The organism is Sphingomonas sp. FG14, assembly GCF_057809675.1.
The window spans coordinates 53,115-79,603 of sequence record NZ_JBMDKK010000013.1 but is presented as its reverse complement, the minus strand read 5'-3'; the positions used below and the strand labels follow the sequence as shown (position 1 = coordinate 79,603).

The window sequence follows — 26,489 nt, the reverse complement described above, 5'->3', positions numbered from 1 at the left end:
CTTGAAGCACTGGCTTCGCGGAGGTGATGATGCAGTATTTCGAGGATATCGAGGTCGGGTCGACGACACGGTTCGGCCGGTATGAGGTGACGCGCGACGAGGTGATCGAATTCGCGAAGAAGTTCGATCCCCAGCCCTTCCACCTTTCGGACGAGGCGGCCGCCAAGACCTATTTTGGCCGGATCGCGGCCAGCGGCTGGCATACTGCTGCGATGTCGATGTCGATGATCGTCGCACATCTGGAAACCACGAAACAGGCCGGGCTCGGCGGGCTCGGCATCGACGATCTGCGCTGGTGGAAACCCGTCTATCCCGGCGACACGCTGCGCTGCGAGATCGAGATCCTCGAAAAGACCGAATCGCGCAGCAAGCCTGATCGCGGTACCTATCGATCGCGCCTGAGCATCTTCAACCAGGATGACGAGAAGGTCATGAGCTACGTGAACACCGCGCTCATCCGCAGGCGACCGGCCGAAGGTTGAAATGGAAGGGTAAGCGGAAGGGAAAGCTTCCGCTCGATCAATGCCCGTCGAAGGCTACCAGGCTTTCGACGGTGATCCCGGCCTGACGCAGCCGGTCCGCACCGCCCAGTTCGGGCAGGTCCACGACAAACAGCGCGCCGGCCACCTCGCCGCCCTGGATACGGACAAGCTCCGCGGTCGCCATCACCGTACCGCCGGTGGCGATCAGATCGTCGACGATCAACACCCGCCTGGGCGGGATCAGGTCGTGCGCGTGCATCTCCAGCCGGTCCGTGCCGTATTCGAGCGCATAATCCACGCCGACGGTTTGACCGGGCAGCTTGCCGCGCTTGCGGATGGGCAGCACGCCCAGCTTCAATTCCTTCGCGAGCGCCGCGCCGAACAGGAAGCCCCTGGCCTCGACGCATGCGATGAGATCGGGCGCCATCGGACGCGCCAACACAGCCAGCCGATCGACGGTCTCGGCGAAGCCGGGGCCATCGAGCAGCAAGGCGGTGATGTCACGAAACTGGATTCCGGGCTGAGGAAAGTCCGGAATGGTGCGGATGAGCGCCTTCAGATCGGCATTGGCTTCACTGGAGGCGCTCATCGGATGCTCAGTGCGCCTTCTTGTCGCGCCAGATATTCTGGTACGCCATCCAGGTCAGCACGGTGAAGAACAGCAGGAAGATGATCACGCCCAGGCCGACGCTGTGGCGATTTTCCAGCTTGGGCTCCGCCGTCCAGGTGAGGAACGCCGAGACGTCCTTCGCCATCTGGTCGACGCTTGCCTTTGTGCCGTCCGAATAGCTGACCTGCCCGTCGCCGGTGATCGGCGGCGCCATCGCGAGATTAAGGTTCGCGAAATACGGGTTGAAGTGCAGGCCTTCGGGAGTCTTCGCATCGGGGAAATGCTTGAGCAGTTCCGCCGGCTGGTTCTGGAAGCCCGTCAGCAGCGAATAGACATAGGCAGGGCCGTCATGGCGAGCCTTGGTCATCAGCGAGAGATCGGGCGGCAGCGCGCCGGCATTCGCGGCACGCGCGGCGATCTCGTTGGCGAAGGGCGACGGGAAGCGATCCGAGGGAATCGACTTGCGCGTAGCCGGCTCGCCCGTTTCCGGATTGATGCTCGGCGTTTCGATCGCCCATTCGGACGCGATCGTCTTGGTCTGGCCTTCGGTGAAGCCAATGCCCTGCAGGTCGCGGAAGGAAACCAGACGCAGCGAGTGACAGGCGGCGCAAACTTCCTTGTAGACCTGGAAGCCGCGCTGCAACTGACCGCGATCATATTTGCCGAACGGTCCCTCGAACGAGAAGGACACGTGCTTGGGGGTCAGGTGGAACTCGTGTTCCACGGTCTTGGCGGGAGGCTCGCTCACGAAAGCGATGGCACCCCAGAGCAGCGACCACAAAAGGACGCCTACGAAGCCGAGACCGACCAGGAAGCCGATAGGACGGACCATGTTGTTCTAACCCCTTATTCGGCCGGCTGCGCGGAGGCAGTGTTGGTCGAGAGCGTTGCGCCGTCCTTACCCGCCAGGACCGCTTCGGTGATCGAATTGGGCAGCGGCAGCGGCCGCTCGATCTTCGACACGATCGGCAGGATGATCAGGAAGTGCGCGAAATAATAAGCTGCGGCGATCTGCGAGATCATCACATAGGGTTCTTCCGCCGGAGCGCCGCCGCAATAGCCGAGCACGGCGACGCAGGGGATCAGGCCGAACCAGAAGAACTTGCGGTAGAGCGGCCGGTAATTGGCCGAACGGACCGAGGACTTGTCGAGCCAGGGCAGGAAGAACAGCAGCAGGATCGCCGCGAACATCGCCAGCACGCCCCACAGCTTCGCCGGCAGGATGAAATCGACGGTGAAGGCGCGGAGGATCGCGTAAAACGGCCAGAAATACCATTCGGGAACGATGTGAGCCGGCGTCGAGAGCGGGTTCGCCGGAATATAGTTGTCAGCATGGCCGAGATAGTTCGGCGCATAGAAGAGCAGCAGCGCGAAAACGATCAGGAACACGCCCAGCCCGAAACCGTCCTTCGCCGTGTAATAGGGATGGAAAGGAACGGTATCCTGCGGCCCCTTCACTTCCACGCCGGTCGGGTTCGACGAGCCGGGAATGTGCAGCGCCCAGATGTGCAGCACGATCACGGCCGCGATCACGAAGGGCAGCAAATAGTGAAGAGAGAAGAAGCGGTTCAGCGCGGCGTTGTCCGGCGCGAAACCGCCGAGCAGCCAGGTCTGGATCGGTTCGCCCACCAGCGGGATCGCGCCGAACAGGCCGGTGATCACCTTGGCGCCCCAGAAGCTCATCTGGCCCCAGGGAAGGACGTAGCCCATGAAGGCGGTGGCCATCATCAGCAGGAAGATGACAAGGCCGAGCAGCCAGACCATTTCACGCGGCGCCTTGTACGATCCGTAATAGAGGCCGCGGAACATGTGGACATAAACGACGATGAAGAACATCGACGCGCCATTGGCGTGCGCATAGCGCAGCAGCCAGCCGGCATTGACGTCGCGCATGATGTGCTCGACCGAATCGAACGCCACCGCGCCGTTCGCCGCATAATGCATGGCGAGGACGATGCCGGTGATGATCTGGATCGCGAGCGCCGCGCCAGCGAGAACGCCGAAATTCCAGAAGTAATTGAGATTGCGCGGAACCGGATAACCGGCGCCGATCGCATTGTAGACGAGACGCGGCACAGGCAGCTTCTCGTCCAGATAGCGCATCAACGGGTGCTTCGGCGCATATTGCTCAGCCCAGGGAAAGCTCATCTGTGTCTACCTCACCCGATCCGGACCAGCGTGTCCGACGTGAATTCATATTCCGGCACTTCCAGATTCTTGGGTGCCGGACCTTTGCGGATGCGCGCGGCCGTATCGTAGTGCGAACCGTGGCAGGGGCAGAAATAGCCGCCGAACTCACCGCGATTCTCACCCTCGGCGGCACCCAGCGGCACGCAGCCGAGATGGGTGCAGACGCCCATGGTGATCAGCCACTGCTGCTTACCTTCCTTGGTGCGCTCCGCGAGCGACTGGGGATCGCGCAGCGAATCCACCGGCACCGCATCGGCCTCCGCGATCTCCTTTGGAGTCAGGTGGCGGATGAAGAGCGGCTGTTTGCGGAACACCGTCTTGATCGCCTGCCCCGGCTGGATCGCCGAAACGTCCTGCTCGATCGAGGCGAGCGCGAGCACGTCCGCCGAGGGGTTCATCTGGTTGATCAGCGGCAGCACCACGGCAGCCGCGCCGACTCCGGCGAAACTGACCGCCGCGATATTGATGAAATCCCGGCGGCGCACACCCTCCTCGGAGGGGTCGGTCTCGCTCGGGGCGGTCTGTTCCAGCGTAGCCATTCACCTGCCCTTGCGGTTCGAATCGATATGCAGGGGATCGGCCGCGCATGCGCGGCAACACGTGACCAAGCCCCTCATTCCGCCCTTGGTCCGGGGCGGATCGCCGGCCTGATAGCCAAGTGACGGCGGTTTTGCCAACTGCAATTTGACTGTTCCGCGGCACCCCCGCGCCCGGGGCTTTCACCAAGCGGCGATTTCAGGCGTTCAGGGTGTTTCCCAGCCGGGGGAATCGGCTCTAATGGCGCATCATGCGAATTGCTCTCTATCAACCAGAAATCGCCGGAAATGTCGGGGCTGTCCTGCGTCTGGCGGCCTGTTACGGCATCGCCGTCGATATCATCGAACCCTGCGGCTTCGCCTTTTCGGACAAGCGTCTCGCGCGCGCCGGCATGGATTATGCCGCCGCGGCGGAAATCACGCGTCACACCGATTGGGCGGCATTCGACAACGCGCGGACCGGCCGCCTCGCGCTCTTGACCACACGTGGCGCGGTGCCGCTCCATCAGGCGGTATTCGCGCCCGACGACATATTGCTGATGGGATCCGAAAGCGCGGGCGTTCCCGATGCCGTGCACGATCGAGCCGAATTGCGCGTGCGTATTCCGCTGCGCACCGGCTTTCGATCCTTGAATCTGGGCATGTCGGCTGGCATCGCGCTCACCGAAGCGCTCAGGCAGACAGGAGGAATGCCGGAATGATCGAGCTCGATACCGAGCAACAAGCGGCACGCACCTGGTTCGAAAGCCTGCGCGATCGGATATGCGCCGCATTCGAGGCGATCGAGCGGGACGCCGGCAGCGACGCGCGCTTCGACTATCTTGCCTGGGACCGCGTCGATCCCGACGGCAGCCCCGGCGGTGGCGGTGTACGCGGGGTGATGAAGGGCAAGGTCTTCGAGAAAGTCGGCGTGAACGTCTCGACCGTCGGCGGCAGATTCGAAGGGGACTTCGCCAAGACCATCCACGGCGCGGCGGAAGATCCGCGCTTCTTCGCCACCGGCATCAGCCTGGTCGCGCATATGGCCAACCCCCATGTGCCGGCCGTGCATATGAACACCCGTTTCCTGGCGACCACCAAGCGGTGGTTCGGCGGCGGCGCCGACCTCAACCCGCCGATTCCCCATGAAGCCGATACGGCCGATTTTCACGCACGCCTCAAAACCGCCTGCGATGCGCATGATCCCAGGCATTATCCGCGTTTCAAGCAATGGGCGGACGATTATTTCTATATTCCCCATCGCGGCGTGCATCGCGGCGTGGGCGGCATCTTCTACGATCACCTCGAAGGCGATTTCGAATCGAGCTTCGCGTTCACCCGCGATGTCGGCGAGGCATTTCTCGACATCTACCCTCGAATCGTGCGGCGACGGATGAACAGCGAATGGACCGACGCCGACCGCGCCCGCCAGCTCGCCTGGCGCGGACGCTACGCCGAATTTAACCTTGTCTATGACCGGGGCACGCTGTTCGGGCTCAAGACCGGCGGTAATGTCGACGCCATCCTGATGAGCCTGCCGCCGATGGCGAGCTGGGAATGACGACCGCCGGGCTGACTCCGGTGGCGCGGGGCCATGTCGCCGCCGTCGTTACCTCGCTCGAGATGCGCAAGCGCCCGCCCGCTCGCCCCCTGCCCCCGTCACCGTTGAGGCTGGAACGCTGGCACGCGCCAAGCGCCGATAAATATCGTCAGCTCTTCCGCAGGATCGGCGAACCCTGGCTATGGTTCTCGCGGCTCATCATGGCGGACGACCGGCTCGAAGCGATCATCCACGACCCGCTTGATGAAATCTACGCGGTGCTCGACGCGCGCGGCATCGAAGTCGGGATATTGGAGCTCGACTTCCGGACCTCGGGCCAATGCGAGATCGGCTTTTTCGGACTGGTCCCGGAACTGTCGGGACAGGGGCATGGGCGCTGGCTGATGGCGCATGCGATGGCGCTGGGCTGGCGCGCCGGGATCGAGCGGCTCTGGGTGCATACCTGCACGCTAGACCATCCCGGCGCGCTCAGCTTCTATCAGCGGCAGGGCTTCACGCCCTTCGCCCGCTTCATCGAAACCTTCCCCGATCCGCGCCTGGCCGGCCATCTGCCGCGCGAAGCCGCGCCGCATATCCCCGTGATCGCGGATTAGGTTCGCGGCGCCGAAACCTGCGCATAGAGATGCGCGATCATCGTCGATAGATAGACGGAAAAGACCGTGCTCAGCACGGCGCTGACCAGTTCCAGGATCAGCTTCGCGATCGGTTCATCCGAGGGGCTTCCGATCACGACCGTGACGACGATCCCGAAGATCGAGGAAAGCGCGATGCTCGCGACCATCAGCACGACGAAAAACGCGACGAACATCGTGAACAGCTTGAAAAACTGGCCACGCGTCAGTTTCCAGCTTCTTGAAACGATCGCAAGCGGCCCTGCCCCTTCCATCGCGGCCACCGGGTTCATGAACATCAGCCGGATACCGACCAATATGAACAGCGGGACCATCAGAAACAGGGCAATGCCCGTTCCCGCCGCGACATTCCCGCCACTCAGCGCCGCCGCCAACATGAGGACCGGAATGCTGGCGACCATGCCCGCCAGGACGAGGAGCAGCGCAGCGCCCACCAATGGCAGGATCCGGGGCATCGCCAGCCTGATCGCCTCACCCACGCTGATTCCCGGACGCAGCACCAGATTGTTGAGCGTCAGGCCGCCGGCGATCGACAGGATGACCATCGGAATGATCGCCAGCATCCACGGCCCGGGCTCCGGAGTCTGATCCGGCGCCATGCTGGGCGTGAACTGCCCGAGGATCACGCTGGGCAAGCCGACAAAGGCGAACGCGACCGGCATGAGCAGCCCGGCTTCGCGCGCAACGAACGCCATCGTCTGGTTCCATGCGCGACTGATCGAGAGATTAATCATCCGGTCTCCTTTGCGGCCGTCCTTCTAGAGTGGTTCCCCGCAAAGTGGGAACGGGTTTTTCAGTCCGAAGCACGGGGTTGCAGCCGCGCCCCGGTCAGCGCACATGGCGATCCATGAACATCCCCTCAGAGATCGAATGGCGCGTCAGCGACACGCCGGTTTCCTATCCCGAAGCGCTGGCCGGGATGGAAGAGCGCGCCGCGGCTGTCGCCGCCGGTGAAGCGGGCGAACTCGTCTGGCTGCTGGAACATCCGCCACTCTACACGGCAGGCACGAGCGCCGACCCGGCCGAACTGATCGATGCGCGCTTCCCCGTCTATCCGGCCGGGCGTGGCGGACGCTACACCTATCACGGCCCCGGCCAGCGCATCGGCTATGTCGTGCTCGATCTGAGCAAGCGCGGGCGCGACGTCCGGTGCTTCGTTCACGCGCTGGAAGGCTGGGTGATCGATGCACTGGCGGAACTGGGCGTCGCGGCCCGGCGCGCGGAGGGGAGGATCGGCATCTGGACCGACGACCAGGGCCAGGAAGCGAAGGTCGGAGCGATCGGCGTGCGGGTTCGCCGCTGGGTGACGATGCACGGCTTTTCGGTCAACGTTGATCCCGACCTGTCCCATTTCGGCGGCATCGTACCCTGTGGCCTGCCGGACTTTCCGGTCACCAGCCTCTCGAAACTGGGCAAGAACAGCGACATGGCCGCGCTGGACGCAGCACTGACGCGCGCTTTTCCGAACTTCCTGACTTCGATGTGCGGTGCACAAAGACAGGGTTGAGGCACATCAAGTTTGTGTTTACGCTGGGCGACGGATTGGGAAAAGGCCAGAGGGCCGCCAGATCCTGGCAACTAGGGAGTTTCAAATGCGTGACATGATCTCGAAGCTGATGACCGGTTCCGCTGTGGCCGGCGCGGCGCTTCTCGTCGCGGCCTGCGGCAGCAGCCAGCCCGCCGAGAACAACACGACCGCCAATGTCGAAGAAATGAACGCCGAAGACGCAATGATGGACGGCACCACGAACGACATGATGACCAACACCGACGCCGCGATGGGCAATGCCGAGAACATGGCTGCCGACAACGCGGTCGACGCCAACGCGACGAGCAGCGCTTCCTGATCGCATGAGATCGGGCCTCCCCACCCGGGGAGTGCTGACGGAAAGGGCCGCCCGGCATGTCGGGCGGCCCTTTTTCTTGGCCATGTCTCGGCGTCGTACGACCGGTCGTGCGAACGACACGACGAAAAGGCGCTTCACGCTTGAGCCTGATTCACCTAATCCTTAGGAATTATGCTGAGCGGAAGGCATTGAATACGATTATGAAGAGTGTGCGTAACATCGTGGCAGTCGCGCTGGCGGCAGCAGGATTCCTGGCATCGACGGGTATCGCCAATGCCCAGATCTTCCTGAAATCCCCTGACTTCAGCGGCGCGCCGGTCACCGGCGGCGAGGCGGGCGTGCTTTCCCCCCTGCCCGGCGCCAAGCCCGAGGAACTTCATGCGGGACTGGTCTGGAGCCTGCGCGCGGCGCTCAACGTCGCGGCGCTGCAATGCCAGTTCGAACCCTCGCTGCTGACGCTGAACCAATATAATTACCTGATCAAGGATCGCGCCGGCGAATTCACCAAGGCGTACAATACGCTCAACGGCTATTTCAAACGCACGAACAAGACGCCGAAGGCGGCGCAGATGGCGATCGACCAATATGGCACGCGCACCTATCTCGGCTTCTCGACGGTGCAGGGCCAGCTGGGCTTCTGCCTGACCGCCAGCCGCGTCGGCCGCGCGGCGCTGTTCGCACCCAGCAACGGCATGGGCGACATCGCGTCGCGGCGCATGCGCGAATTGCGCAACAGCATGATCCCGATGGGAGAACAGCAATTCTCGCGCTTTCTGATGCCGCCCTATCAAGCGAAGCGCGTCACCTATGATCCCAAATGCTGGGACAAGAAGAACCTGCTCAAGAAGAACTGCCCCGGCCTGCAATAAGCAGGCCGTACAGGCGCAGGCCTATCGCAGGCCGAGATGCTTGTGGGTCTGGAGTGAAAGCCGCCATTTCGGGCGCGCCATCGCGAAGTCGATCGCTGCGCGCACATTCTCCTCGCCACGCGCATCGTCCATTGGCTGGACGAGGAGACAGCCGAAATCCCAGCTTTCCATCGCATCGACATCGCTGCCCGGCTGCGGCCAGACCAGCTTGAGTTCGTCTCCCGATCGCTGGACCACTTCCGATCCAGCCTTGGGACTGACACAGATCCAGTCGAGCCCCGGCGGTGCCGCGATCGTGCCATTGGTTTCCACCGCAACCTCGAAGCCCTCGCCGTGCAGCGCGGCGATCAAGGCCTCGTCGAGCTGAAGCAGCGGCTCCCCGCCGGTGCAGACGATATAGGCATAAGCCCTGTCTTCACCCCAGATGGCACCGGCCCTCGCGGCGAGCGCGGCCGCTTCGGGATAGCGGCCGCCATCCGTGCCATCGAGGCCGACAAAATCAGTATCGCAGAAGCGGCAGATCGCATCGGCACGATCCTGTTCGCGCCCCGTCCAGAGATTGCAGCCGGCGAAACGCAGAAAGACGGCGCGGCGCCCGGCCTGACGCCCCTCCCCCTGGAGCGTCAGGAACATCTCCTTGACGGCGTAGCTCATTGGTCGGCGGCGGGCGCGCCGTGATCGACCAGCCCGGCTTCCGCGAAACCCTTGGCGCGCAGCCGACAACTGTCGCAAGTACCGCAGGGTTGCCCCTGTGGCGTCGGATCGTAGCAGGACCAGGCGAGCCCGCTATCCAGGCCCAGCCGATAGGCCTCCCGCGCGATCTCGGCCTTGCCGAGATGCTGGAGCGGCGCATGGATCCGGAAGGGCGCGCCTTCGACGCCCGCCTTGGTCGCGACCTCGGCCAGGCTTTCGAACGCGGCGATGAATTCAGGGCGGCAATCGGGATAACCCGAATAATCGAGCGCATTGACCCCGACGAAGATGTCGCGCGCGCCGGCGGCTTCGGCCCATCCCAGCGCGACCGACAGGAAGATCGTGTTGCGCGCCGGCACATAGGTGACGGGAATGCCGTCCTCCACGCCGTCATGCGGCACCGCGATATCGTCGGTCAGCGCCGATCCGCCGAAACTGCGCAGATCGAGCGGCAAGACCACATGCCGCTCGGCGCCGATCCGGTGCGCGATCCGCCGCGCGGCGGCCAGTTCGACCAGATGGCGCTGATTGTAATTGATGGTGAGCGCGAGCACGCTGAAGCCCGCCTCACGCGCGAGGCCGGCGCAGACCATCGAATCGAGCCCGCCGGACAGCAGGACGACCGCGCGCCGCGCGCCATTGGATGTATCGCTCGTCATGATCGCCGGGGGCTACGCGCTCAACGCCGTGCTGGCAAGGCCGCCAGCCCCCAACAAACGGGCCGCGTCCGGTTTCGGAGCGGCCCAGGTTAGGCTTATAGCCTGCTAGGGAGGAAAGCGTGCCGAACCCGGCACAGTCCCGTTCTAGCGCGAAAGCGTGAACATCCGATTAAGCTTCAGCGGCAGGCGCCGGCGTGCCGCGCCTCGTAACTGACGTTGAACGGCGCGTTGTTCGCGATACCCTGCGATTCGATCTGCAGGATGCGGCTGCTCTCGACGCGAATGCTTGTCCGGCCATGGCCGGCCCCCGGACAGGTATAATGGACGGTCGCGCGATTGGGCTGGCTGTCGATCACGAAGCGAGAGCAAGTCCCGCCGCCATGCTGGATCTGCACCAGCATCGATGGATCGGCGACGCACAGCTTGCGCGGTGGCGCGCTTGAGCCACGCACGCGCAGTTCCCACATGCCGCGCTCGATGCTCCGCAGGGCAGGCAATTCGGCAGGACGCTCCGCCTGCCCCGCAGGCGCGGTGCTGCCCGCCAGAATCGCCAGAGCCAAGCCGGCAACAGGAATCATGAATCGAAAACGGGTCGCGCGCATCATCTGTTTCCCTCGCCGGAACAGTGCCGACCCGCCGCTGCAACCCAGATGCGGCGAATCGTTACGCAGATCACATAATGTCCGCAGGCGCGGCTTCAAGCCCCGTCAGCTTTCCACCTTCTCAAGCGGGATCGGGAAAATCCGCGCGCAAAAGGCGCAGTCGACGCTGATGATCCCGCCCTCACCCGCCATCTCGCGTCGTTCGTCCGCCGGGAAGCGGCCGATGACGTCGCGGATATGCGTCGGATCGCAACGGCATCCCTTGCGGAGCGGCGCCTCGGCCAGCAGCCGGACCTCGTCCTCCTCGTTGAACAGGCGCCAGACCAGGGTCTCCAGCGGCAATTCGGAATCGGTCAGTTCCTCGCCCCGGATGGTTTCGCCAAGCATGCGGACATGCTCCCATTCGGGATGATCGAGCCGGGTATGAAGCCGCTCGCGCCCCTCCTCGCCCTCCGGCAGATGCTGGAGCAGCAGGCCGCCCACACGGCATCCGTCATCGCCGCCTTGCAGCGCGGCGAAACGGACAAGTGTCGGGATTTGTTCGGACTGGCAGAAGTAATTCTCGGCCGCGTCGGCCAGCGACGCGCCCTCCAGTGGCACGATGCCCTGATAGCGCTCGCCCGACACCGCCTGGTCGAAGGTGATGGCGAGATACCCTTTGCCGAACAGCGCGAAAAGCGTCGGTTCGGCCGGGATCTCGGCAAGCCGGTCCCCATCGAACTTCACATAGCCGCGCAGTTCGCCGCCGCGATAGTCGCAGACCAGCAAGTCGATCACGCCATTCTCGGTCTGCGCCTGCAGGGTCATCTGCCCGGCATCGTCCTTCAGCGTCGAACCGAGCAAGGCGGTCAGCGCCAACGCCTCCGCCAGCACCTTCTCGATCGCCGGCGGATAATTGTGCGCGACGAGAACCTCGTCCAGCACCGGCCCGAGCCGCACCAGTCGCCCGCGCGCATGATGGCCGGGGATGGTGAAACCGAGCAAAGTATCGAGATTGGCTGTCATGATCTCATTTCCGCGGGGGCACGCCCCGATGTCCCTCCCGCCCATGCGGGAAGGACAAAGATAGGCTTCAGGTCGCGCGGTTCAACCGATGCGGCCAAGCGCCCAGAGCAGGACGGACTTCTGAGCGTGCAGCCGGTTCTCCGCCTCGTCCCAGATCACCGAACGGGGGCCGTCGATCACGGCGTCGACCACTTCCTCCCCGCGATGCGCGGGCAAACAGTGGAGGAACACCGCATCCGATCGGGCATAGGCCATCAACTCGCTGGTCACCTGATAGGGCATCATCGCCGCCAGCTTCTCTTCGGCATGAGCCTGCCCCATCGAGATCCAGGTATCGGTGACGACCACATCGGCATCGGCGGCGGCGGCGCGCGCGTCGCGGAAGATGCGGATATCGGCGCCGCGCGCGCGCGCCGCCTCCACATAACCACCGCTGGGATCGTAACCCGCCGGGCAACCGATCGCGACCGAGAATTTGAGCAACCCCGCCGCCTCGACGATGGAATGAAGCACATTGTTGCCGTCACCCAGCCATGCCCATTTCGAGCCGGGCAGCGCCTTGCCATGCTCGATCACGGTCAGCAGATCGGCGACGACCTGGCAGGGATGCGAGGCGTCCGTCAGCCCGTTGATCACCGGCACGGTCGCATAATCCGCCATTTCGCGGATCTTCGCATGGTCGTCAGTGCGGATCATGATCGCATCGACATAACGGCTGAGCACACGCGCGGTGTCGGCCACGGTCTCGCCGCGGCCGAGCTGCGTGGTGCCCGCATCCATCACGATACTGGTGCCGCCGAGTTGACGGATCGCCATGTCGAACGAAACGCGCGTACGCGTAGAGTTCTTCTCGAAGATCATGCCCAGCACATGGCCGGCAAGCGGCGCATCACGATCGGCCTGCCCCTTGGGCATGCCCTTGCGCGCGGCCTTGCGGTCGAGCGCATTGGCCAGCATCGCGGCGACCGCGTCGCCGCCCGCATCGGCGAGATCGAGGAAATGCCGGGTCATTCGACAGGTGACCCGTAGGTGGAGGCGCCAAGCGAGAGCTTCTCGATAAACTCCGCGACATGCGCATCCTCGATCACCAGCGGCGGCAGGACGCGAACGACATTGTCGCCCGCCGCCACCGTCAACAGCCCGTACTTGCGCAGATGCGCGACGAAGGCGCGGCTATCGACCTTCATCTTGAGCCCGAGCATCAGCCCGCGACCGCGCACGCCTTCGAACAGGTCGTCATGATTGGGAATGAATTGTTCGAGCGCCTGAACCAGCCGATCGCCCATCCGGTTGACCTGTTCGAGGAAACCCGGTTCCAGAATCACGTCGAAGACCGCCTGACCGGCCGCCATGGCGAGCGGATTGCCGCCATAGGTGGAGCCATGCGTGCCAATGACCATGCCGGCCGCCGCCTTTTCGGTCGCCAGGCACGCGCCCATCGGGAAACCGCCGCCAATGCCCTTGGCGGTCGCCATGATATCGGGCTCGATGCCGTACTGCTCATAGGCATAGAGCGTGCCGCTGCGCGCAACACCGCTCTGAACCTCGTCGAGCACCAGCATCAGGTCGTTCTCGTCGCAGAGCTGGCGCAGCCCCTTCATGAAGGCGTCGCTCGCCGGACGGATGCCGCCCTCGCCCTGGATCGGCTCGACCAGGAAACCGGCGGTGCGCTCGCTCATCAACGCCTTGGCACCTTCGAGGTCGTCGAACTGGGCATAGCCGAAACCGGGCAGCAGCGGCTCGAACCCGTCGCGCATCTTCTCCTGGTTGGTCGCGCTGATCGTGCCGAGCGTGCGGCCGTGGAACGCGTTGGAGAAGGCGATCAGTTCATGCTTGTGACCGTTGCCCTTGACGTGGTGATAGCGGCGCGCGGTCTTGATCGAGCATTCGACCGCTTCCGCCCCCGAATTGGTGAAGAAGACGGTGTCGGCGAAGGTGTTTTCCACCAGCCGCTGCGCAAAGGCCTCACCCTGCGGCGAACCGTAGAGATTGGAGACGTGCATCAACGTCGCCGCCTGATCCTGAATCGCCCTGGTCAGGTGCGGATGGCCGTGCCCCAGCAGGTTCACCGCGATGCCGCTGGCGAAATCGAGATATCGTTCGCCGCGTTCGCCGATCAGGTAGCAGCCCTCGCCTCGGACCGGACGCACCTCACTCCGCGGATAGACGGGCATGAGAGGCGTGATGGTCATCGCTTGGGTACTCCTCCTTGAGATCGGCAAAAACGCAAAAAGGCGACCCGTGACGGTCGCCTCGCGCGTAGCGCGCTATACAGGCGCGCGCGCGGCTCAACAACCCCGCGTATTTTGCCCTACACGACCTTTAGCGCGCGATGGCTGGGATGGGTGTGGAGACCATTTTCGCGGCCTTGCGATCGATGCTCCACAGCGTGCGCGGCGCCACGGGATCCCAGTCGATCGCCTGTCCGGGCGTGGGCACCGGCAGCGTTGCGACCAGTTTGAGCCGCGTGCCCGCCTCGGGCAGCCGCAATGCATAGATTTCGGGCCGGTCATGGCCGCTCACATAAAGCAGCCCATCATCGCCCCAGGCCGCTCCGGAAGCGCTTTTCGGCGCGAAGCGCTCAAGGACAGCATCCGGAAACAGCCAGGATTCGAGCGGCCGAAACGCCGCATCCATCTTCACCAGCGTGGTGAAGCGATGGTCACGCCCGGCCTCGCCGCCGCGATCGTCATAATTGGCGAACACTGCCCACCAGGCGCCGCGATACCAATCGAGCACGGTCAGTGATCCGTACATCCGCCCCAGGCTGTGCGTGCGGATATGGCGCAGCGTCTTCGCGTCGAAGATCTCGACACTGCTCGCCATCGGCACCTGCGGATAGTTGGAAGCGGCGCAAACCAGTCGGGCCTTCACCACCGTGCAACTGTTGATGTGCGGGAACAAGGCGCGATCGCCTTGCCAATGCGCCACGCGTCGGCCGCTGCTCTTGTCGTATTTGCCGATCTCCGCATTGTCGATCGCATAGACATGGGCTGGCCCGGCCGCCACGCCCTGCCCGGCTTCGGGCGCGGCGATGGCGGCGAGCGAAAGAGCGAGCGCGGCGATCAAAAGCGCACCGACGCGCCGGCGTAGAAGGTCCGGCCATAGCGTTCGTTCTGGATGACCCAGTCGCGTCGCTCGCCCTGATATTGGCGGGTCGGCTCGTCGGTCAGGTTCTGCGCCTCGAAGAACAGCTTGATATTCTCGGTGATCGCGAAGCTCGCCTTGGCATCAAGACGGCGGAGAGCGTCATTATGCTGATCGGTCAGTGTATTGGTGCCCAGCGAGATCAAGGCCCGGCCGGTATGGTGATAGGCGATCGACGCCTCGATCGGGCCTTTCTGGTAGAAGAGTTGCGCACCGAAGAGCAGTTCGGACTGTTCGGGGAAGGCGGCGGGATCGACGCGCCCCGGCACGGTCAGGTCGGAGTCGATGAAGGTCACATTGGCTTCGATACCGAAGCCCGACCAAAGACCGGGCAGGAAATCGAATTGCTGGCGATAGGCAGCCTCAAGCCCCAGTATCTCGGCGCTGTCGCCGTTGAGCTTTTGCGAAAAACCCAGGATCGCATAGGTTCGCCCACCATAGGGCGTGTTCAGCAGCGTGTAGCTGCTGGTGTAGATCGGGTTCTTGATGAACTTGGCGAAGGCGCCGATCGAGAGCATGCCGCCCTTGGCGAAATACCATTCCGCGGTCGCGTCGAGCCCGTCGGACACATAGGGCTTGAGCTGTGGATTGCCGAGCGAGACCGATCCGTCGAAGGTTCCGTCGCCATTATCCTCGTAGGAGATCGCGCCGCCCGGCGTCAGGTCCGAATAATTGGGCCGTCCGACGCTGCGCGTGTAGGCGAAGCGCATCACCATGTTCCGCGCCGGTTCGACGCGGATGATCAGGCTGGGCAGGAAATCGGTATATTTGTGGCGCTCGGTCACCGGCACCACATTGGTACCGTTCTGAAGCTGGAAGCCCTGGATGGTCAGGTCGGTGCGTTCGACGCGCAGGCCCGGCGTGACCGTGATCGCGCCGAAATCGAGATTGGCCATGACATAGCCCGAGGCGATATTCTCATCGAGATCGATGTCGAGCAAGGTCGCGTTGGCGAGCGAAGTCGCGGTGTCGAGCACGAAATATTTGGCGTTCGCCGGATCCTTCGTGAAGGCCGCGATCGCATCGGCGCCGATCGTCGGCGTGATCAGATATCCTCGTCCTCGACGCGCATAAGACGTGACCGGATCGCCCTGGAGGTTGAACTGGCCGAGCGTGAAGCGCGTCGCGGCATTGGCGCCGCGCGCATAGACGGTATTGTTTGAATCGAAATCCTTGTCGGTCGCACGATATTTGCCGCCGAGCTTGATGAAGCTGTTCTCTCCCAGCGCCAGCTTGCGCGTCACATCGAGCCGGCCGGTCCAGATATATTCGTCGCCGCTTTCATCCTGCACCGTATATTGGCGGAAACCGAGGCCGGTGGGGGTGAGCGGCGTGCGCGGCGTCGCGGTGAACAGCTTGTCCGAAAAGTCGAAATCGACGGCGCCGGGATTGCCGCGAAACTGCCAGAGCTCGTTGGGCTCCACCACCCGATTGTGCGAGCGCGCAAGACCATAGTCGAAAATCCAGTCGTCCAACTCTGTCTTGCCGCCGAGCATGCCGACCAGGACCGATTTTTCCTTATATTCCAGCCGCAGATCCGAACGTTGCTCGGTCACGGTGGAAACACCGGTCACGCCATCGGGATTGAGTGTCACGGTGCCGGCGGCACGCTGGGCGGCGGTGGCGAAGTCGATCCGGTAACGCTGGCGATACTCATTCTCGGTGAACTTGCTGTAGAGACCGCGAACATAGAGCTGCGTCGTGTCGCCGATCCGCCAGTCGAGCGATCCGACCGCGCCGATGCGCTCGCGTTCAAGCTGATAGTCGGTGAACTTGTTGTTGATCGGCATACCCCCGCGCTTCGCGCCCGGATAATCGGCCCAATCGTCGGGGAAGATGCCGAAGCTCTGGAAATCGCGCTTGGAGTAGGCGGCCCCCACCAGGATGCCGAACTGCTCGTCGGCGCCGAAGCGGCCACCCAGGCTGACATCGCCACGGATCGGCGCCTTGTCGTTGAGCGTCTGATAGCCGACCTGAGCATTGGCGCTGACGATGAAGGGCTCGCGGAAGTCGAACGCGGTCTGGGTGACGAGATTGACGGTGCCGCCGATGCCCTGTCCGTCGAGATCAGCCGTCTTGGCCTTGGTCACCTCGACGCGATTGAGAAGCTGTCCGGAGACCACGTCGAGCGGCAACCGCCGCGTATTGCCATCGGGATTACCCAGTTCAAAGCCGTTGACGGTATAATTGTTGAGGTCGGACGGGATCCCCCGGATCGCGACATACCGCCCTTCGCCCTGGTCATATTGCACGCCGACGCCGGGCAACCGTTCGATCACCTCAGCGACGTTGCGATCGGGCAATTGGCCGATCTCGTCGGCGGCGGCGACGTCGAGGATTCCGATCGCATCGCGCTTGAGCTCGATCGAGCGCTCCTGCTGGGCGCGCTGTCCGGTCACGACGATCTCGTCGCCCGGCGCTTCGCCGCCTGCGTCCTGCGCCAGCGCAGGTGCAGCCGCCAACATCGCAAGCAGCGAGACGCCGCCAGAAAGAATCATGCGCATATCAAACCCCTTTTTGTCGAGGGGGCCGATAGGCAGGCGCGATTGCAGCGCGGTGTTAGATCGGTTGCGCTTTCATGACGATTTGACGGCGACAGCCGTCACAAAGCCTGTTCACAGATCGGGGCCTGTTCACAGATCGGGCGTCAGGCGGCGTCCGCCGTGGCCGTGGCGCTTCTCCCATCCGCGCGCGGATGCGGCTCGGCGCGAGGCGGGCGGATCGCTGCCTCCCCCGCCGAACGGCGATACACGCCGGGCGTCACCCCCGTCGTGCGCTTGAACGCCTTGGAAAAGGCGGACTCGTTCTCATAGCCGATCCGGTGGGCCACTTCCGCCACCGATCCCTGTTTCCGCCGCAGCATCGTGCCGGCGCGGAACATCCGCCAGCGCGTCACGTAATCGAGCGGGGTCAGGCCGACGCGCTCGCGGAAACGCGCGGCGAAGGCGGATCGCGACATGCCCGCGATCCCGGCCAGTTCCTCGACGGTCCAGCCATGTTCGACCGATGTATGGATCGCGCTGAACACCGATGCCAGCCGCGCATCACCGAGCGCTCCCAGCCATCCGCCGGCCTCGTCGCCCGCGCTTTGCGCATAGGCGCGGATCGCCTGGATGAAGAGAATATCCGCCAGCCGGCTCACCACGATCGAGGTGCCCATTTCCCGCCGCCCCGTCTCCGTGGCGAAGAGTTGGAGCGTCGTCTGGATCATCTGCGAACGATCATCGTCCATCCGCGTCAGGATCAGTTCCGGCATCAGGTCGAACAGCGGCTTGGCGCCCAATGTGTCGAACATGAACCAGCCGGTGACCACAGTCGCCGGCTCGCCGCCGCCACCCAACCGCACGACATGATGACTATGCTCGCGCAGCGCATCGAAACAGAATCGCGTCGGAGAATCGGGCCGATCCTGCAGCGAATATTGGGCGCCATGTGCGATGACGTAGCAATCGCCGGCCGTCAGCGCGATCGGTTCGCCGCCATCCACCGTCAGCCAGCATCCGCCGCGCACGACCAGCCCGAAGCGCGCCGCGCGCCCGCGGACAAAGGCGACGCCCCAGGGCGCGCTGCCTTCGATCCGGCAATAGAGCGCGGTGTGAGTCCGCATCGCACCAAACACGTCGTCGATCGCGTCCATTCTCAATCCCCTGGACGATCAGCAAGGAAACACGGTTTTGTACCCATAGATCATCCAGAGTCGCAAGCGTATTGCGCCGATCGCAATCGAACCTGATCGACACTGAATGGGAGTATCCCGATGAAACGCGTCCTTTCCCTCTGCCTTTCCGCGCTCGCGATCGTTCCGGCAACGGCATTCGCAGCGCCCACAGGCATCGCGACCATCGGCGGCGGCGCGGCGCTGCCCGCACAGATCGTGATTGACGGCAAAGTGTGGCGCTGCACCGACGGCAAGTGCCAGGGACCGACGGATCAGCGCCGCGTCGCCGCCGAACGGACCTGCAAGGATCTGGCGCGCAAAGTGGGGACGGTGGAAACCTTCACGATCGGCGAGATGACGCTCGACAGCGAACAACTCGCTGCCTGCAACAAGGGAGCTAGGGCATCCTGACACTCAGGATCAGTCGCCGTTCGGTTCCGAATGGGCCGAACGGCCAACTGTGCTAGCTCTTGATCTTCCAGCCCGAGCGCAGCAGCGCGTAGCATAGCGCGCCAAGCGCAGCGTTCAGCACGAACAGCAACAGCGCACCGAACAGGATCGGCGAATCCGCCTCACTCAGAAATCCGTAGCGAAAGCCCGAGATGACATAGAAGAACGGATTGGCATGGCTGATCCCCTGGAACAGCGGCGCCAGCCGATCGACCGAATAGAAGGTGCCCGACAGCAGCGAGAGCGGCGCGATCACGAAATTGGTGACAGCCGCGGCATGGTCGAATTTCTCCGCCCAGATCGATGTCAGCACACCGAGCAGCGCCAGGAACAACGATCCCATCAGGCCGAACCAGACGATCGCCCAGGGATGGCTGGGTGTCACATGGACGCCAGGCCACAGCGCCATCGCGCCCCAGACCGTGAGCCCGACCAGGATCGCGCGCGTCACCGCCCCGGCGCACAAAGCCGCCAGCAGTTCGCTCGTCGAAAGCGGCGGCATCAGATAATCGACGATCGTTCCCTGGATCTTGCCGACCAGCAGCGAGAAGCTGGAATTGGCGAAGGCGTTCTGCATCATCCCCATGATGATGAGGCCGGGCGCGATGAAATCCGGGAAGGGAACGCCCATCACCGTGCGGCCGGAACCGCCCAGCGCAACCGAGAAAATCACCAGAAACAGCAGCGTTGTGATCGCCGGGGCCCAGATCGTCTGGAGCTGGACCTTGAAGAAACGTCGCACCTCCTTGATATAGAGTGCGCGCAATCCACCCCAGTTCACATTGCGGATCAGCGGCACGCCAGGCTCGCGGCCCATGACGGGGGCGAACCCGCCGGGCGCATCCGTCGTTGAATCGGGGTGGTCGTTCATCGCCTGATCGCCTATCGGCTTCGCATGCAGCCCGCAAGCTGGACGATACGGGCACAGAGATTTGATTTTTTGAGGAGCATCCATGGCCTGGACCGACGAACGCATCGACCAGCTCAAGACCATGTGGGAAGGCGGCATGACCGCCAGCCAGATCGCGGTGGAACTCGGCGGCGTCAGCCGTAATGCCGTGATCGGCAAGGCGCATCGGCTGGGCCTCCAGTCGCGCCCTTCGCCCGTGAAGGAAAAGGACGGCAATCCGCCGCCCAAGAAACCGGCGGCACCCAAGAAAGCGGAGGCGGCACCACAGCCGACCGCCGCCCCGGCTCCGCGCCCGGCACCCGCGCCGCGTCCGCCTGTCGCCGCCGCTCCGGCAGCACCTGCCACCCCGGCGCAGCCGGCCGAACCCATTTTGCGCTCGATCGGCCCCGGCGGTTTCCTGCGCCAGGGCCCGGGCGATCAGCAGGCGCCGATCCCGCCCGCCCCGCCCCGCCGGCTGGTTCCAGCCAAGCCGAGCGCGGACGTGGCGGGCAAGACGAGCCTGCTCGATCTCAACGACAAGATCTGCAAATGGCCGATGGGCCATCCTGGCGAACCCGATTTCCATTTCTGTGGCGATCAGGTGAACCCGGGCTTCCCCTATTGCGTCCAGCATTGCGGCCAGGCCTATCAGGCGCAGCTTCCGCGCCGCGACCGCCGGCCGCCGCCGCCGCTGCCTTTTGGCGGGCCGCGCGTGCGCTGAAACAAAAAAGGCCGGCGGAAACGCCGGCCTTTTTCTTTGCTCGTCAAGCCGCTCAGAACCGGAACGACGCCGTCGCCCGAATGCTGTGGTAGCGGAACTTGTCGTCGCTGCGCTGCATGTCCGTGCCGCTGGAATTCACCAGCAGAAACGGATTGGTCGGCGGCGCGGTGCCGGGACCGGCGCGCACGACATAATCGTCATTGTTGAGATTGGTGTAGAGATATTGGAGGCCGATCGAGAAGTTCGATCCGATCTTCTGATCGACGCCACCACCAGCCGTCCATCCCCATGCATCCGAATTGCCGTTGTCGGTGAAGCTGTTCGCGGTGTTCGTCGTGGTGAAGCTGTTGCGCACCTTGCCATAGGCGCCACCGCCCGTCGCATAGAACAGGGTCTTGCCATTGGGGGTATAGCCCGCGCGCAGACGCAGGCCCGCGCTGTACTTCAGGCTGCGGGTGAAGGTGTAGGACGCAGGCGTCGTGCTGAAGCCGCTCACGCTGTCGCGGATATCGTTCTTGCCGAATTCGCCGACCGCACCGAGCACGAAATTGCCCATCTGCTTGTCGAAGCCGACATGGCCGAAATATTCGATCCCGTCCTTGTCGTTGCGGCACGCGGTGGGCGCCGTACTGGTGGCGGCACCGTTGCAGAAGCCGGGCGAGAACGCATTTGCGCCGCCCGAAGTATTGACGACATTGTTGAAATCGCCGTCCTGATTGGTGTCGAACAGGATCGACGAGCCCTGGTCGTTCGGCTGGACCGTCGCGCCGACCGAACCGCCGACATAAAAGCCGGTCCAGCTATCCTCGCTCGATTGGGCCATGGCCGGCGCGGCCGAAAGCACCGCGGCGATCATCGCCACGGCGGAAAACTGGGTACGCATACGCTACTCCTTACAGGCAAAAGCCCAACCCAAACGCGTGCGGCGCAGCAAATGATCCACACCATTTTGATCTTTATTCCGGCGTTGCACATTTGCCACAAAGGCAGCCGATCGCCAGCAACGGCGGCTTGCCAGCGCGACTCCGCTCCATCATAGCTAGTCCATGTCCGACGATCTGTTCGCCTCCGTTTCCCAGACATCCGGCAATTACGACGCTTCCGCGATCGAAGTTCTGGAAGGGCTGGAACCCGTACGCCGCCGCCCCGGCATGTATGTCGGCGGCACCGACGAACGCGCGCTGCATCACCTGGCCGCCGAAGTGCTCGACAATGCCATGGACGAAGCCGTCGCCGGCCATGCCACGCGCATCGAAGTCATGCTGGAGCCGGGCAACCGGCTCACCATCGTCGACAATGGCCGGGGCATCCCGGTCGACCCCCATCCCAAATTCCCCGGCAAGTCAGCGCTCGAGGTCATCATGACCACGCTCCACTCGGGCGGAAAATTCGCGGGCAAGGCCTATGCGACCTCGGGTGGTCTGCATGGCGTGGGCGTTTCGGTCGTCAACGCGCTCTCCGTCGAGACCGTCATCGAAGTCGCGCGCAACAAGGAAGTGTTCCGTCAGCGCTTCGCCCGGGGGCAAGTGATGTCGCCGCTGGAAAAGCTGGGGCCGACTCAGAACCGGCGCGGCACCAGCGTCTCCTTCGTGCCGGATCACGAGATCTTCGGCGATATCCTGCATTTCAAGCCGCAGCGGCTCTATCGCCTCGCGCGTTCCAAGGCGTACCTGTTCGCGGGCGTCGAAATCCGCTGGAAATGCGCGCCCGAACTGATCAGCGACGACACCCCGGCCGAGGCCGTGTTCCAGTTCCCCGGCGGCCTTGCCGATCATCTGCGCGAACAGCTTGGCGGGCGCGAATGCGCCACCAGCGATTTCTTCGCCGGATCGCAGGATTTTCCGGACGCCCAGGGCCGTGTCGAATGGGCGGTCGCCTGGCCGCTCTGGTCCGAGGGCAGCTATAGCTGGTATTGCAACACCATTCCGACGCCCGATGGCGGTACGCATGAGGCGGGCCTCCGCGCCGCGCTCGTGCGCGGTATCCGGGGCTTCGGCGAACTGGTCGGCCAGAAAAAGGCCAAGGATATCACGGCAGAGGACGTGATGACCGGATCGGAGCTGATGCTCTCGGTCTTCATCCGCGATCCGCAGTTCCAGAGCCAGACCAAGGACCGCCTGACCTCGCCCGAAGCGTCGACACTGGTGGAGCGCGCGGTACGCGACCATTTCGACCATTACCTTGCCGACAACATGGATCGCGGCAAGGCACTGCTCGGCTTCGTGCTCGAACGGATGGACGACCGGCTGCGCCGCAAGGCCGAGCGAGATGTCAAGCGCAAGACCGCGACGTCGGCACGCAAGCTGCGCCTGCCGGGCAAGCTGACCGATTGTTCGGCCGACGACCCCGCCGGCACCGAACTTTTCATCGTGGAGGGTGACAGCGCGGGCGGCAGCGCCAAGCAGGCGCGCGATCGCAAGACGCAGGCGATCCTGCCGATCCGCGGCAAGATCCTGAACGTGGCCTCCGCCAACAGCGCCAAGATCGGCGCAAACCAGGAAATCGCCGACCTGTCGCTGGCGCTGGGTTGCGGCACGCGCGAGAAATGCGTGCCCGACAATCTGCGCTACGAACGCATCGTGATCATGACCGACGCCGATGTCGATGGCGCGCATATCGCAACCTTGCTGATGACCTTTTTCTTTCAGGAAATGCCGGATCTCGTCCGGCGTGGTCATCTCTACCTCGCCCAGCCGCCGCTCTATCGGCTCGTCGCCGGCAGCAAGAGCGCCTATGCTCGCGATGACGCGCATCGCGCCGAACTGGAAAAGACCGAGTTCAAGGGCAAGAAGGTTGAAGTCAGCCGCTTCAAGGGCCTGGGCGAGATGAACCCGCAGCAGCTCCGCGAAACCACGATGGATCCCAAGACGCGCAGCATGATCCGCATCACCCTGCCCAAGGAATATGAGGAACGCGCGCAGGTCCGCGATCTCGTCGACCGGCTGATGGGCAAGAATCCCGAGCACCGCTTCCAGTTCATCCAGGAGAATGCGGCGCAGGTCGATGAAGAGGTGATCGACGCCTGAGCACCTGATCATCGCGCCATTCCGGCCGGTTCGAGCCGCGACGTGGATAATCGCGGCGCTGCTGATGTTGTTCGCCGCGCTGGCGCCCGCGCAGGCGCAGGGAGATCCCGACGCGGCCCTGCGCGCCCGCGCCGCCGAACTTCCGGCAATCCTGAGCGGCCGGGCGGACGCCACCACATATTTTTCCCCGGCGTTCTTCGCTGACGTGCCGATGGCGCGTTTCACAGCAATCGCACGCAGCCTGATCGACCAGAACGGCCCGGTGCTCCGCATCCAGAAGGTCATGCCTGAGGGCAATGGCAATGGCATCGGCACCGTGCAGGTCGGCTATGAGCGCGCCGTGGTGACGATCCGCCTTGTGGTGGAGCGTGATCCACCGCACCGCGTCGGCGGTTTCCTCGTCACCGGCAGCCAGGCAAGGGACGACAGCCTGGGCAAGCTGCTCGATGACATGAAGGCGCTACCCGGCACCAGCGCCTTTGCAATCGCCGAACTTGGCGACGGTCCGCCGCGCTGGATCCTCCAGCACAATCCCGATCGCCAGATGGCGGTCGGATCAGCCTACAAGCTCTATATCCTGGGCGAGATCGCGCGTCAGATCGCCGCCGGCGAACATCGCTGGGACGAAGTGGCAAAGCTTGGCGCCGCGTCGCTGCCATCGGGTATCACGCAAAGATGGCCGAAGGCGTCGCCGCTCACGATCCACAGCCTAGCAACGCTGATGATATCCTTGAGCGACAATACCGCGACCGACACGCTCCTCGATATCGCAGGGCGCGAAAAGGTGGGCGCATATCTGCGCGATACCGGCCATGCGGCGCCGGACAAGGCATTGCCAATCCTGAAGACCGCCGAAGCCTTTTCGCTCAAGATGCCCGCCAATGCCGCGCTGCGCGACCGATGGATCAAGGGCGATGCCGATCAACGCGCCAAGCTCCTCGAAACGGCGGCGGCCGACCTCGTCATCGAACGCATCGATTTCGCCAAGCTCGGCAGCATGCCGCTGCATATCGACACGGTCGAATGGTTCGCATCACCGGCGGACACCACAGCGATCCTGGATCGCCTGCGCAAGACGGCGGGCGCGGATGCGATGGCCATCCTCGGCGTCAGCCCCGGTGTCGATGCGCTCACCGCCGCCCGTTTCGACTATATCGGTTTCAAGGGCGGATCGGAGGCCGGCGTAATCTCGCTCAACTATCTTCTGCGCGACAAGAGGGGGCGCTGGTTCACCGTCACCGGCGCGTGGAACAACACCGCCCGCGACGTGGAGGCCCCTCGCTTCAACGGGCTGATGGTTCGGGCGCTCGCATTGGTCGGGCGCTGACCGCCCCTATCGATCGGTATCGGAGCCCGCGTCCGGCACGTTCATCCGCAATTGGTGATGCATCGCGCGTCGTGCGCTACCGAAGATGATCAGGCCCCCGCCCGCCGCGATCGCCAGGATCGCCCCGAGCCGCCACATCGCTGGATCCTCCGCACGCTTGCTGGCGAGCGCGAGCAGCGCGCCCAGTGCCGCGAGCACAAGTCCGGCAAGCCGGGTCCTGCGTGCGACCCCGCGCAATTCGCTGCGGTAGGCGGCGCGTTCGGCCGGATCGCTCAGATCGGGCGGCCGCAGTTCGGTCACCGCCATTCCTCCCCAAGCATTCCGAAGATCAGGCTGTCGCGCACGCCGATATGCGTGTGCCATTCGGCGCGCAGATGCCCCTCCAGACGAAAGCCGAGGCGTTCGAGCACGCGGATCGACCCCACATTGTCGGGATCGCAATCGGCGAAGATGCGCCGCAAGCCCATCACGGCGAACCCATGATCGACGACAGCGGCGGCCGCTTCGCCGACATAGCCCCGCCCCCAGCGATCACGATGCAGGATATAGCCGAGTTCGCGCACGCCATCGCGATGCGCGCTCAGCACCACCCAGCCAAGCGCCGGTCCACCGCCCTCGGTGATCGCCCAGGTAAGCCATTGATCCTGTTCGGCATTGCCCGCGACATAGTCGCGAGTCTCAGCGATCGCCTCGTGCGGCGGCGTCGCCCAATAACGCATCGTTTCCTCATCGGAGAGGACAGCATGAAGCCCATCGGCATCGTCGGAGACGAGCGGACGCAGGACAAGCCGATCGGTGGTGAATGTCGGGAGGTTCACTGCCCGGCCAGCGCCGCAACCAGCGCCTTCACCTTCTTCTGGCGCCATTGCGGCAAGGGCGCGATCAACCAATAGGCGAGCGGCGACGACTTCACCTCGCCGACCAAGGCCACGCGCCCCGACGCGATGTCGCTCTCGGCGAGCAAGGCCGGAACGCAGGCGCGACCGAAGCCGGCGGCCGCCGCGTCGATCGCCAGGCCAGCATCCGCGACGCTGACCTGCGCGGCGTCGGCATCGGCCGGACAGCCGGGCCAGGAGATCCGCGCATCCGCGCCATCGGGCGCGGCGACGGTGACGAAGCCGCCTTCCGCCAATGCCATGCCTTCGTGCTCGCCCGGCCCCTGGACGAGGCGAATGGCGAGGTCGAGATTGGCCTCGGTGAAGTCGAGATCGCCTTCGGCCGCGATCAGCGTGAAGCGCAGTTCCGGGTCCGAACGGCCATATTCGGCGAGCCGGGGGCTGAGCCATTTCGCGGTGAAGTCGCGCGGAGCGGCGATGGTGAGCGACTTGCTGCTTTGCCCCGCCTGCATCGCGCGAACCGACTCCTCGAACTGGAGGAAGCCGGCGCGCAGCGCGCCGAGGCCGGCATCGCCCTCCGGCGTCAGTTCCAGTCCCTTGGCGGTACGGCGGAACAGCACGACGCCCAGCGTATCCTCTAGCGCGCGGATCTGTTGCCCGACCGCCGCCGGCGTCACCGCAAGCTCGTCCGCCGCGCGCGTGAAGCTGAGATGGCGGGCGGCCGCGTCGAGGACGCGCAGGCCATTCAACGGAAGGTGCGTACGCTTCAT

The 26,489-nt window shown here is 64.2% G+C and carries 30 protein-coding genes; 11 read left to right on the top strand and 19 right to left on the bottom strand.

Annotation, left to right across the window (positions count from 1 at the left end):
* The first annotated feature begins 29 nt into the window (after positions 1–29).
* Complete coding sequence (locus ACODTA_RS23520) at positions 30–482, top strand: MaoC family dehydratase (RefSeq protein ID WP_489069201.1); 453 nt, start codon at positions 30–32, stop codon at positions 480–482.
* A 37-nt stretch (positions 483–519) separates the two neighbouring features.
* On the opposite strand, the gene ACODTA_RS23515 is transcribed toward ACODTA_RS23520, so the two are convergent.
* From ACODTA_RS23515 to petA, 4 genes are read right to left on the bottom strand one after another with little or no spacing between them, the layout of a single operon-like run.
* On the bottom strand, positions 520–1,071 hold the full coding sequence (locus tag ACODTA_RS23515; RefSeq protein WP_489069199.1) for an adenine phosphoribosyltransferase: 552 nt from the start codon (positions 1,069–1,071) through the stop codon (positions 520–522).
* 7 nt (positions 1,072–1,078) lie between these two features.
* Positions 1,079–1,924: a cytochrome c1 gene (locus ACODTA_RS23510; RefSeq protein ID WP_489069197.1), complete on the bottom strand. Its 846-nt coding sequence runs from the start codon at positions 1,922–1,924 to the stop codon at positions 1,079–1,081.
* 14 nt (positions 1,925–1,938) lie between these two features.
* Positions 1,939–3,240 (bottom strand): cytochrome b, encoded by a 1,302-nt coding sequence (locus ACODTA_RS23505; protein WP_489069195.1) that lies wholly within the window; start codon positions 3,238–3,240, stop codon positions 1,939–1,941.
* 11 nt (positions 3,241–3,251) lie between these two features.
* Positions 3,252–3,821: a ubiquinol-cytochrome c reductase iron-sulfur subunit gene (gene petA / locus ACODTA_RS23500; protein ID WP_489069193.1), complete on the bottom strand. Its 570-nt coding sequence runs from the start codon at positions 3,819–3,821 to the stop codon at positions 3,252–3,254.
* 248 nt (positions 3,822–4,069) lie between these two features.
* On the opposite strand from petA, the gene ACODTA_RS23495 reads away from it, so the two are divergent.
* From ACODTA_RS23495 to ACODTA_RS23485, 3 genes are read left to right on the top strand one after another with little or no spacing between them, the layout of a single operon-like run.
* Positions 4,070–4,519 carry a tRNA (cytidine(34)-2'-O)-methyltransferase gene (locus ACODTA_RS23495; protein WP_489069191.1) on the top strand — a complete coding sequence of 150 codons (450 nt, stop codon included), beginning with the start codon at positions 4,070–4,072 and terminating at the stop codon, positions 4,517–4,519.
* On the top strand, positions 4,516–5,358 hold the full coding sequence (hemF, locus tag ACODTA_RS23490; RefSeq protein WP_489069189.1) for an oxygen-dependent coproporphyrinogen oxidase: 843 nt from the start codon (positions 4,516–4,518) through the stop codon (positions 5,356–5,358). The genes ACODTA_RS23495 and hemF overlap by 4 nt, the downstream gene beginning before the upstream one ends.
* The gene (locus ACODTA_RS23485) at positions 5,355–5,951 is read left to right on the top strand and encodes a GNAT family N-acetyltransferase (protein WP_489069187.1); all 597 of its coding nucleotides are present in this window, start codon (positions 5,355–5,357) and stop codon (positions 5,949–5,951) included. Before hemF ends, ACODTA_RS23485 begins: the two co-directional genes overlap by 4 nt.
* Here the strand turns inward: ACODTA_RS23485 and ACODTA_RS23480 are convergent.
* Entirely contained in the window at positions 5,948–6,724 is a 777-nt protein-coding gene (locus tag ACODTA_RS23480; protein ID WP_489069185.1) for a DUF7847 domain-containing protein, read from the bottom strand. The two genes, ACODTA_RS23485 and ACODTA_RS23480, sit on opposite strands and share 4 nt — an antisense overlap.
* A 113-nt stretch (positions 6,725–6,837) precedes the next feature.
* Between ACODTA_RS23480 and lipB the strand changes: the two genes are divergently transcribed.
* The 3 genes from lipB (at position 6,838) to ACODTA_RS23465 (ending at position 8,706) form a co-directional block, all read left to right on the top strand.
* Entirely contained in the window at positions 6,838–7,497 is a 660-nt protein-coding gene (gene lipB / locus ACODTA_RS23475) for a lipoyl(octanoyl) transferase LipB (protein ID WP_489069183.1), read from the top strand.
* Positions 7,498–7,582: 85 nt separating this feature from the next.
* Entirely contained in the window at positions 7,583–7,837 is a 255-nt protein-coding gene (locus tag ACODTA_RS23470; protein WP_489069181.1) for a hypothetical protein, read from the top strand.
* Between the two features lie 200 nt (positions 7,838–8,037).
* Positions 8,038–8,706, top strand: a complete 669-nt coding sequence (locus ACODTA_RS23465; RefSeq protein ID WP_489069179.1) for a hypothetical protein — start codon at positions 8,038–8,040, stop codon at positions 8,704–8,706.
* A gap of 21 nt (positions 8,707–8,727) precedes the next feature.
* On the opposite strand, the gene queE is transcribed toward ACODTA_RS23465, so the two are convergent.
* The 9 genes from queE to ACODTA_RS23420 all read right to left on the bottom strand — a co-directional run bounded on the left by queE (position 8,728) and on the right by ACODTA_RS23420 (position 18,449).
* Positions 8,728–9,360: a 7-carboxy-7-deazaguanine synthase gene (gene queE / locus ACODTA_RS23460; RefSeq protein WP_489069177.1), complete on the bottom strand. Its 633-nt coding sequence runs from the start codon at positions 9,358–9,360 to the stop codon at positions 8,728–8,730.
* Positions 9,357–10,058: a 7-cyano-7-deazaguanine synthase QueC gene (gene queC, locus ACODTA_RS23455; RefSeq protein WP_489069175.1), complete on the bottom strand. Its 702-nt coding sequence runs from the start codon at positions 10,056–10,058 to the stop codon at positions 9,357–9,359. Before queC ends, queE begins: the two co-directional genes overlap by 4 nt.
* A 176-nt stretch (positions 10,059–10,234) precedes the next feature.
* Entirely contained in the window at positions 10,235–10,618 is a 384-nt protein-coding gene (locus ACODTA_RS23450; protein WP_489069173.1) for a DUF3617 domain-containing protein, read from the bottom strand.
* A gap of 147 nt (positions 10,619–10,765) precedes the next feature.
* Positions 10,766–11,665, bottom strand: coding sequence for an Hsp33 family molecular chaperone HslO (gene hslO / locus ACODTA_RS23445; protein WP_489069171.1), 900 nt, complete (start codon positions 11,663–11,665; stop codon positions 10,766–10,768).
* Positions 11,666–11,746: 81 nt separating this feature from the next.
* Positions 11,747–12,676 carry an ornithine carbamoyltransferase gene (argF, locus tag ACODTA_RS23440; protein ID WP_489069169.1) on the bottom strand — a complete coding sequence of 310 codons (930 nt, stop codon included), beginning with the start codon at positions 12,674–12,676 and terminating at the stop codon, positions 11,747–11,749.
* Complete coding sequence (locus tag ACODTA_RS23435) at positions 12,673–13,857, bottom strand: aspartate aminotransferase family protein (RefSeq protein WP_489069167.1); 1,185 nt, start codon at positions 13,855–13,857, stop codon at positions 12,673–12,675. The genes argF and ACODTA_RS23435 overlap by 4 nt, the downstream gene beginning before the upstream one ends.
* 130 nt (positions 13,858–13,987) lie before the next feature.
* Positions 13,988–14,734, bottom strand: coding sequence for a hypothetical protein (locus ACODTA_RS23430; protein WP_489069165.1), 747 nt, complete (start codon positions 14,732–14,734; stop codon positions 13,988–13,990).
* Entirely contained in the window at positions 14,731–17,316 is a 2,586-nt protein-coding gene (locus ACODTA_RS23425) for a TonB-dependent receptor (protein WP_489069163.1), read from the bottom strand. The genes ACODTA_RS23430 and ACODTA_RS23425 overlap by 4 nt, the downstream gene beginning before the upstream one ends.
* Positions 17,317–17,459: 143 nt before the next feature.
* A complete protein-coding gene (locus ACODTA_RS23420; RefSeq protein ID WP_222989786.1) occupies positions 17,460–18,449 on the bottom strand; it encodes an AraC family transcriptional regulator in 990 nt (329 codons plus the stop codon).
* A 120-nt stretch (positions 18,450–18,569) separates the two neighbouring features.
* On the opposite strand from ACODTA_RS23420, the gene ACODTA_RS23415 reads away from it, so the two are divergent.
* The gene (locus ACODTA_RS23415; protein ID WP_489069161.1) at positions 18,570–18,881 is read left to right on the top strand and encodes a DUF8200 family protein; all 312 of its coding nucleotides are present in this window, start codon (positions 18,570–18,572) and stop codon (positions 18,879–18,881) included.
* Positions 18,882–18,933: 52 nt separating this feature from the next.
* Here the strand turns inward: ACODTA_RS23415 and ACODTA_RS23410 are convergent, their stop codons facing one another.
* The gene (locus tag ACODTA_RS23410; RefSeq protein WP_489069159.1) at positions 18,934–19,791 is read right to left on the bottom strand and encodes an ABC transporter permease; all 858 of its coding nucleotides are present in this window, start codon (positions 19,789–19,791) and stop codon (positions 18,934–18,936) included.
* A gap of 82 nt (positions 19,792–19,873) precedes the next feature.
* Here ACODTA_RS23410 and ACODTA_RS23405 point away from each other — a divergent pair, with 82 nt between their 5' ends.
* Positions 19,874–20,530 (top strand): GcrA family cell cycle regulator, encoded by a 657-nt coding sequence (locus ACODTA_RS23405; RefSeq protein WP_489069157.1) that lies wholly within the window; start codon positions 19,874–19,876, stop codon positions 20,528–20,530.
* Positions 20,531–20,582: 52 nt separating this feature from the next.
* Here ACODTA_RS23405 and ACODTA_RS23400 read toward each other — a convergent pair whose 3' ends face one another.
* The gene (locus ACODTA_RS23400) at positions 20,583–21,413 is read right to left on the bottom strand and encodes an outer membrane protein (RefSeq protein WP_489069155.1); all 831 of its coding nucleotides are present in this window, start codon (positions 21,411–21,413) and stop codon (positions 20,583–20,585) included.
* A 163-nt stretch (positions 21,414–21,576) separates the two neighbouring features.
* Here ACODTA_RS23400 and parE point away from each other — a divergent pair, with 163 nt between their 5' ends.
* The gene (gene parE / locus ACODTA_RS23395; RefSeq protein WP_489069153.1) at positions 21,577–23,556 is read left to right on the top strand and encodes a DNA topoisomerase IV subunit B; all 1,980 of its coding nucleotides are present in this window, start codon (positions 21,577–21,579) and stop codon (positions 23,554–23,556) included.
* Positions 23,557–23,620: 64 nt separating this feature from the next.
* Complete coding sequence (locus tag ACODTA_RS23390; RefSeq protein WP_489069151.1) at positions 23,621–24,883, top strand: serine hydrolase; 1,263 nt, start codon at positions 23,621–23,623, stop codon at positions 24,881–24,883.
* A 6-nt stretch (positions 24,884–24,889) separates the two neighbouring features.
* Here ACODTA_RS23390 and ACODTA_RS23385 read toward each other — a convergent pair whose 3' ends face one another.
* Genes ACODTA_RS23385 through ACODTA_RS23375 form a run of 3 tightly spaced genes read right to left on the bottom strand, consistent with a single transcriptional unit; the run spans position 24,890 to position 26,489 of the window.
* Positions 24,890–25,183, bottom strand: coding sequence for a hypothetical protein (locus ACODTA_RS23385; protein WP_489069149.1), 294 nt, complete (start codon positions 25,181–25,183; stop codon positions 24,890–24,892).
* Positions 25,180–25,701 carry a GNAT family N-acetyltransferase gene (locus ACODTA_RS23380; RefSeq protein ID WP_489069147.1) on the bottom strand — a complete coding sequence of 174 codons (522 nt, stop codon included), beginning with the start codon at positions 25,699–25,701 and terminating at the stop codon, positions 25,180–25,182. The genes ACODTA_RS23385 and ACODTA_RS23380 overlap by 4 nt, the downstream gene beginning before the upstream one ends.
* The gene (locus tag ACODTA_RS23375) at positions 25,698–26,489 is read right to left on the bottom strand and encodes a LysR family transcriptional regulator (protein WP_489069145.1); all 792 of its coding nucleotides are present in this window, start codon (positions 26,487–26,489) and stop codon (positions 25,698–25,700) included. Before ACODTA_RS23375 ends, ACODTA_RS23380 begins: the two co-directional genes overlap by 4 nt.